This is a genomic window from Rhizobium alarense, assembly GCF_021555155.1.
GTDB classification, from domain to species: domain Bacteria; phylum Pseudomonadota; class Alphaproteobacteria; order Rhizobiales; family Rhizobiaceae; genus Rhizobium_D; species Rhizobium_D alarense.
The window spans coordinates 21,376-28,848 of the sequence record NZ_JAKGBU010000071.1 but is presented as its reverse complement, the minus strand read 5'-3'; the positions used below and the strand labels follow the sequence as shown (position 1 = coordinate 28,848).

At 65.3% G+C, this 7,473-nt stretch carries 5 protein-coding genes; 4 read left to right on the top strand and 1 reads right to left on the bottom strand.

The annotated features are described in order from the left end of the window. A partial coding sequence (locus LXM94_RS19640; RefSeq protein WP_235773154.1) for a leucyl aminopeptidase occupies positions 1-1,398 on the bottom strand: 1,398 nt, incomplete at its 3' end. A gap of 304 nt (positions 1,399-1,702) precedes the next feature. Between LXM94_RS19640 and lptF the strand changes: the two genes are divergently transcribed. The 4 genes from lptF to LXM94_RS19620 all read left to right on the top strand — a co-directional run bounded on the left by lptF (position 1,703) and on the right by LXM94_RS19620 (position 7,372). After that, positions 1,703-2,875 carry an LPS export ABC transporter permease LptF gene (gene lptF / locus LXM94_RS19635; RefSeq protein WP_235773153.1) on the top strand — a complete coding sequence of 391 codons (1,173 nt, stop codon included), beginning with the start codon at positions 1,703-1,705 and terminating at the stop codon, positions 2,873-2,875. Continuing rightward, on the top strand, positions 2,872-3,954 hold the full coding sequence (gene lptG / locus LXM94_RS19630; protein ID WP_329605631.1) for an LPS export ABC transporter permease LptG: 1,083 nt from the start codon (positions 2,872-2,874) through the stop codon (positions 3,952-3,954). Before lptF ends, lptG begins: the two co-directional genes overlap by 4 nt. Continuing rightward, positions 3,954-6,287 (top strand): LPS-assembly protein LptD, encoded by a 2,334-nt coding sequence (locus tag LXM94_RS19625; protein WP_235773152.1) that lies wholly within the window; start codon positions 3,954-3,956, stop codon positions 6,285-6,287. Before lptG ends, LXM94_RS19625 begins: the two co-directional genes overlap by 1 nt. 152 nt (positions 6,288-6,439) lie before the next feature. Continuing rightward, positions 6,440-7,372: a SurA N-terminal domain-containing protein gene (locus LXM94_RS19620; RefSeq protein WP_268965184.1), complete on the top strand. Its 933-nt coding sequence runs from the start codon at positions 6,440-6,442 to the stop codon at positions 7,370-7,372. The last annotated feature ends 101 nt before the right edge of the window (positions 7,373-7,473 follow it).

Below are 7,473 nucleotides of genomic sequence, written 5' to 3'. Positions count from 1 at the left end.
GGCGGTGCCGGCGACGTCGAGATGGGCCCAGGGCGTCTCCTTGACGAAGCGCTTCAGGAACTGCGCGGCGGTGATCGAGCCGGCATTGCGGCCGCCGGTGTTCTTCATGTCGGCGAACTTGCTGTCGATCATCTTGTCGTATTCCGGGCCGAGCGGCATGCGCCAGACGCGTTCGCTCGTCTTCAGGCCGGAGGCGGTCAGCCGGCTCGCCAGCGTGTCGTCGTTGGAGAACAGGCCGGCATGGTAGCTGCCGAGCGCCACCATGATGGCGCCGGTCAGCGTCGCGAGGTTTACCATGAACTGCGGTTCGAAGGTCTCGTTGCAGTACCAGAGCGCGTCGCAGAGCACGAGGCGGCCTTCCGCGTCGGTGTTGATCACCTCGATCGTCTGGCCGGACATGGAGGTGACGATGTCGCCGGGGCGCTGGGCATTGCCGTCCGGCATGTTTTCCACGAGGCCGAGGATGCCGACGACATTGGCCTTCGCCTTGCGGGCGGCGAGCGTGTGCATCAGGCCGATGACCGCGGCGGCGCCCCCCATGTCGCCCTTCATGTCCTCCATGCCGGCGGCGGGCTTGATCGAGATGCCGCCGGTGTCGAAGACGACGCCCTTGCCGACGAAGGCGAGCGGCCGGTCCTTCGCCTTGCCGCCCTTCCACTGCATGACGACGAGCCGCGGCGGGCGCACCGAGCCCTGGGCGACGCCGAGCAGCGCGCCCATGCCGAGCTTGCGCATCTCCTTCTCGGTCAGGATCTCGACGTCGACGCCGAGCTTTTCGAGCGCTTTGGCCTTGGCGGCAAATTCGACCGGGCCGAGGATGTTCGCCGGCTCGTTGACGAGATCGCGGGCGAGCACGACGCCGCCGGCGACGGCCTCGGCGGTCTGGAAGGCCTTCCTGGCGGCGGCGGCGGCCTCGGTGACGACCGTCACCTTGATCGTGCCGTTGCCGTTGCCGTCCTCGCCGTCGTCCTTCTTCTTCGTCTTGTAGAGGTCGAAGCGATAGGCGCCGAGCAGCATGCCGAGCGCGAAATCGGCGGCGACCTCGCCGGTGACGCCCACGCCCGGCGCGTCGAGGAAGACCGTCACCGCGTCCACGCCCTTGAGCTTGCCGGCCGCCGTGCCGCCGGCCTTCAGCCAGTCAGGCGAGTCGAGCTTGGCGGCGTCGCCGATGCCGAGGAGCAGGACGCGCTCGGCGGCGGCACCGTGCGGCGCAAGGATGTCGAGCGTCGAAAATGCCTTGCCGGTGAACTTGCCGACGCCGCGCGCCCGCTCGACGGCGCCTTCCGGGTCGAGGAGAGAGAGGCCCGCCGGCGCTCCGTCCTTCGCAGCGAGGAGCAGCGCGACCCCGGCCGGCAGCTTGGCGGACTTGGTGAATGCAATCTCGATCTTCGTCGGCATGGGGTACCCCGGTTTCATGAATGCTACTGTTCCGGAGCGCCTCGCAAGGCAGACGGGAACGCGGATCGGTCTATAATCGCGATTCCTTGTCGCTTTTGCGGCTCTTGGCAAGATGCAGCCACCTGTTTAGAAATGGTTAAGGATATTTGTTCGCCGAAAATTATCTACGGCGGCCGATAACCGTTCCTATGGCAGAGAGGCCAAATCGGACTATATGCGAACGGCGCCTCTGCAGGACCTGCGGCGCGGTGCACGGGCGGTGATGCCCGGCGCGTTGGAGTACCGGAGCGGCAAGAGCATCGTCATGAAGCTGATCGAACGCTATATCCTGAGGCGCATCGTCCTCATGTTCGTCGCGACGCTGCTGCCGCTGATCGGCATCGTCTGGACGACGCAGGCGCTCGGCAGCATCAATCTCGTCACCGACAGCGGCCAGTCGACGCTCGCCTTCCTTCAACTGGCGACCTTCATCATCCCCTCCGTCATCCCGATCATCCTGCCGTTTGCCTTCGTGATCGCCGTCACCCAGACGCTGAGCACGATGAACGCCGATTCGGAGCTGACGGTGCTGAGCGCCGCCGGCAGCTCGCGCATGACGATCATCCGGCCGGTCGTGCTGCTCGGCATCGGCCTCAGCGCCGCCTTCTTCGCCGTCGACAACTTCATGGAGCCGCCGTCCCGCATGGCCGTGCGCCAGATGATCGCGACGGCGCATGCGAACCTGCTCTCCTCGGTCATCCAGGAGAACACGTTCCGCAAGGTGACGGACGGGCTCTACGTTCAGGTGGCCCAGCGCCGCAGCGGCGGCGTGCTGGAGGGATTGTTCGTGGCCGACACCCGCGATCCGCAGTTCGAGCTGGTCTACTATGCCCGCGAGGGCTCGGTGGACGAGAAGACCTCGGCGCTCGTCATGAAGGACGGCGAGGTGCACCGCAAGGTACCCGGCGGCAACGTCTCGGTGATCAAGTTCGATTCCTATGCCTTCGACCTCACGGACCTCACGCAGAATGTCGGGACCGCCAACATCCGCGCCAAGGATCGCGATCTCGCCTTCCTGCTCGATCCCGATCCGACCGATCCGCAGGTGAAGAAGAATCCGGGCGATTTCCGCGCCGAGCTGCACCGCCGCTTCACCGAATGGATGCTGCCGCTTCTCTTCGGGCTGATCGCGCTCGTCGTCAGCAGCGATGCCCGCTCGCACCGCGAGGCGCGCATCCATCCGATGATAACGGCGCTCGGCGCGGCGCTCATCATCCGCTGGGCGATGTTCTATGCGGGCAACAGCGCCGAATCGTCGGCCGCCTTCGTGCCGGTCCTGTACCTGATCCCGCTGGCGACCGGCGCGCTCGCCATCCGCTTCCTCGCCCGCAACAAGACGCTCGAGGTGCCGACCAGCGTGTCGCAGCGCTTCGAGGATCTGCGCGACGCGATCACCGACCGGTTCGCCGGGGCGACGCGAACGGGGGCCGGTTCGTGATCCCAACCCTCGGCTTCTATTTCTTCCGCCGCTACGTGATGACCGTCCTGTGGTTCCTCGTCGGCATCTTCGCCCTGATCTTCATCATCGACTTCAGCGAGACCTCCAACCGCATGAGCGGGCTGGCGGACTACACGGCGACCGGCGGGCTGCTGCTGACGGCGCTGCGCATTCCGATGATCCTGATGCAGACCGTGCCCTTTGTGGCGCTTTTCGCCGGCATGACGGCGCTGATCTCGCTCAACCGGCGCTACGAGCTGGTGGTGACACGCGCGACCGGCATCTCGGTCTGGCAGTTCCTGCGCCCCTTCGTGGTCGGCTCGTTCCTCTTCGGTATCCTCGCCGTCACGGCCATCAACCCGCTTGCCGCCTGGGGCGCCAAGCAGGCCGAGATCATCCAGGCGGAGTGGAGCGCCAATTCCCGCGCCTCCTCCGCCAAGACCGTGCCGTGGCTCCGGCAGATCTACAAGAACGAGGACATCATCATCGGCGCGAAGGCCGTCTCCGGCGAGGGCACGCAGCTCATCGGCGTCACCGTTATCCATTTCGACGCGCAGGGCCGCATCGGGCTTCGGCAGGACGCCGAATCAGCAACCTTGCACGATGGCTACTGGCTGCTTAACGACGTGCTGGAGACCCGCAACGGCGAGTTGCCGCGCCGTCTCCCGACGGTACAGCTCGGGACCAACCTGAAACGCGAATTCGTCCAGGAGCGGCTGGAAAAACCGGAATCCATCCCGTTTTTCGATCTCGGCCGCAAGATCGAGGTGGCAAAATCCTTCGGATTCCCGACGGACGCGATGGAAACGCAGTTCCATTCACTGCTTTCGCTGCCGCTGCTTCTGGTTGCCATGACGCTGATCGCCGCCTGCGTCTCGTTGAAATTTAGTCGCTTTAATCAATCACGTGCGGTGATTCTGGGTGGAATCCTTTCCGGCTTCATGCTTTATGTCGTGACCGTGCTCGTCAGAGCATTTGGAAGCAGCGGTGTTGTACCTCCGTTCGTTGCGGCCTGGTTACCAGTGATCGTGGCAATGGCGCTCGGTGCGACAATCCTGCTGCACCAGGAGGATGGCTAGTGGCGGCAGGCAACCGCGAACGAATTGGATGGGTCGCGACCGCCCTGCTTGCAGGCACGGCGCTGTGCGCCGTCGCGACCGCCGGCATGCTGCCGGCCCGCGCCCAGACGCCCGACATCGAATCGCTCGCACCGCAGATTCCGGAAGACGCCAAGCTGCTGCTCGCGGCGAACGAACTCGTCTACAACAACGACACGGACAAGGTGATCGCCCGCGGTGCGGTGCAGATCGACTACGGCGGCTACAAGCTCGTGGCGCGGCAGGTCGAATACGACCAGAAGACGGGCCAACTGACTGCCACCGGCCAGATCGAGTTCATCGAGCCGACCGGCAACCGGGTCTATGCCGAAACGCTGACGCTGTCGGACGACTTCGCCAACGGCTTCTCCAACGCGCTGAGGATCGAGACGACCGATCTCACCAAGATCGCGGCGACGAGCGGCGAACGCGTCAACGGCGAGGAGATGATCCTCAACCATGCCGTCTACACGGCCTGCACGCCCTGCGCGACCAACCCGACCCACCGTTCGCTCTGGCAGATCAAGGCCGAACGCGTCGTCCAGAACGGCCGCACGCATACGGTGCGCCTCGAACGCGCCCGCTTCGAGATGTTCGGCAAGCCGGTCGCCTATATCCCGGTGCTGGAGCTGCCGGACCACACGGTGAAACGCAAGACGGGCTTCCTCTTCCCGGAGTTCAGCTACCGCCAGAAGCTCGGACTCGGCATCGGCACGCCCTATTATTTCGCGATCGCGCCCGACATGGACGCGACCGTGACGCCGACAGCGCTGACCCGGCAGGGCTTCCTCCTGGAGGGCGAGTTCCGCAAGCGCTTCCACAACGGCGAGGTGACGCTGCGCGCCGCCGGCATCGACCAGATGCGGCGGAGCGTCTTCACGGCCGATACCAGCGACCGCGAGGAGGATTTCCGCGGCATGGTCGCCTCGACCGGCGAATTCAAGATCAACCCGCGCTGGGCATTCGGCTGGGACATCATGGCCGAGACCGACAACAACTTCGCGCGGACCTATGATCTGGACGGGCTGGACGACCGCATCCATGCGAACCAGACCTATCTGACGGGCCTCGGGCGCCGCAACTTCTTCGATCTCAGGGCCTTCTACTTCGACGTCCAGGATGCCGACCCGACAGACCTGCTGGAGCGCCAGCAGGCGGTCGCCCAGACGCTCGACTACGAATATATCGCGCCGCAATCGATCTTCGGCGGCCAGCTCAGCGCGACGGTCAACGCGACCAATGTCAGCCGCGACAAGCTCGACAAGTACAGCGTCTTCAACTCGGAGCGCTTCCGGGGTCTCGAAGGCAACACGACGCGGCTGACCACCGAGCTCGAGTGGAAGCGGCAGATCGTGGTGCCCGGCGGCCTGGTGCTGACCCCGCTGCTCGCCGCGCGCGGCGACGCGAACCGCCTCGACATGAATCCGCCGAACGGTTACGCCGGCAACTACACCGACGACGACAGCGCCACCCGGGGCATGCTGACGGCCGGGCTCGAGGCCCGCTATCCGATCGTCGCCACGACCGACTACAGCTCACATCTCTTCGAGCCGATCGCCCAGATCTATGCGCGGCCGAACGAACGCCTGTCCGGCGGGCTGCCGAACGAGGACGCGCAGAGCTTCGTCTTCGATGCCACCTCGCTCTTCGAACGGGACAAGTTCTCCGGCTACGACCGCATCGAGGGCGGCACGCGGGCGAATGTCGGCTTCCGCTACACCGGCACCTTCACCAACGGCGTGTCGCTGCATTCGATCGTCGGCCAGTCCTTCCACCTGGCGGGCAAGAATTCCTTCGCGACGGCGGACCTCGTCAACGCGGGCGCCAATTCCGGCCTGGAAGACGACCAGTCCGACTATGTCGGCATGGCGGGCGTCGGCCTGCCGAACGGGCTCGCCTTCTCCTACAGCACGCGGCTCGATCGCAAGGACCTGTCGGTTCGCCGCGCGGACACGACCGTCGGCTTCGAGAACCACCGGCTGGAAACGATGCTGACCTACACCCGCATCGCCGCGCAGCCGAAATACGGCTCGCCGGAAGACGACGACGAAATCCAGACGCTGGCGGCCTTCAAGTTCCGCGACTACTGGTCCGTCTTCGGCTCGCTCACCTACGATATCAACAGCCGCCATCTCGCCCGCAACGGCGTGGGTCTGTCCTATGACGACCGCGATACCGTCTTCTCGATCGTCTACGAGGAAACGCGCGACCGCTCCTCGACGGTGGCGAACGACTGGTCGATCGGTGCCCGCCTGAGCTTCCGCACGCTCGGCGACATCAATGTCGGCGACACGACGCTCGACGGTTTCGAATAGGCCGGCGGCCGGACAATCGCGGACTTGTCATTCTTTAGCCGCATGTATTATGCAAACGGGCGCAAAAGGGGCCGCGCGCAACCGGCGCTGCGGATGGGGCAAGTGTCGCCCGCCGCCTGGCGGGCCCGATACGCAACGGGAAGGAACAAGGCATGAAAAGCAGAAGCGCATGGATCGGCGCCGTCGCCCTCGGCGCCATGCTGGCAGCGGCGGCGCCCGCTCGGTTTTCCGGTTCCCCGGCCGAGGCCGCCAGCATCGTCGCGGTGGTCAACAACAGCGCCGTGACCTCCGGCGACATTGCAAAACGCGCCGCCTTTCTCCGCCTGCAGAACACGCGCGGCAACGTGCAGTCCATCGCCAAGGAACAGCTGATCGACGAGGCGCTGAAGCGGGAGGAGATCCTTCGGCTCAAGATGTCCGTCAGCACGAGCGACGTGGACGCCGCCTTCGGGCGCTTCGCCTCCGGCAACAAGCTGTCGCCGCAGCAGCTTTCGCAGATCCTCGAACGGTCCGGCGTCGGCGTCGAACATTTCAAGGCCTATATCGCCGTCCAGATGAGCTGGCCGCGCGTCGTCAATGCACGCTACGGCCGGGCGAATGCGAAGAGCTTCATCTCGCGCGTCCAGGAAAACGACGGCAAGAAGCCGGTGACGACGGAATATTTCCTGCAGCAGGTGATCTTCGTCGTCCCGGAGAAGCGCCGCGGCGCCATTCTCGGCAAGCGCAAGGCGGAAGCAGAAGCGTCGCGCTCGAAATATCCGGGCTGCGACGCGGCGAAGGTCTTCGCCGCGACGATGCACGACGTATCGATCCGCGAACTCGGCCGCGTGCTGGAGCCGGAACTGCCCGACAACTGGAAACCGCTCGTCATGAAGGCCGAGGGCCAGACGACGGGCACGCTGGTCACCGAGCGGGGCGTCGAATATCTCGGCATCTGCAAGAAGCGCGAGGTGAACGACGACGTGGCGGCCGAGATGGTCTTCCGGGCCGAGGATCTCGGCAAGACCGGCAACGAAGAGCAGGACGCCAACAGCAAGCGTTACATCGACGAACTGCGCAGCCGCGCCAACATCACCATGCGCTGATCGCGCAAAACCACGGGCCACGGTGGCCCGCGGCCCTCCCGCCGGATCACAGATGACCGACAAGACACCAGCACCCCTCGCCCTGACGATGGGGGACCCGG

Excerpts from the sequence above, each read along its gene's own strand:
- lptF (WP_235773153.1), top strand. The coding sequence starts at position 1,703 with ATGAAGCTGATCGAACGCTATATCCTGAGGCGCATCGTCCTCATGTTC.
- LXM94_RS19620 (WP_268965184.1), top strand. The coding sequence starts at position 6,440 with ATGAAAAGCAGAAGCGCATGGATCGGCGCCGTCGCCCTCGGCGCCATG.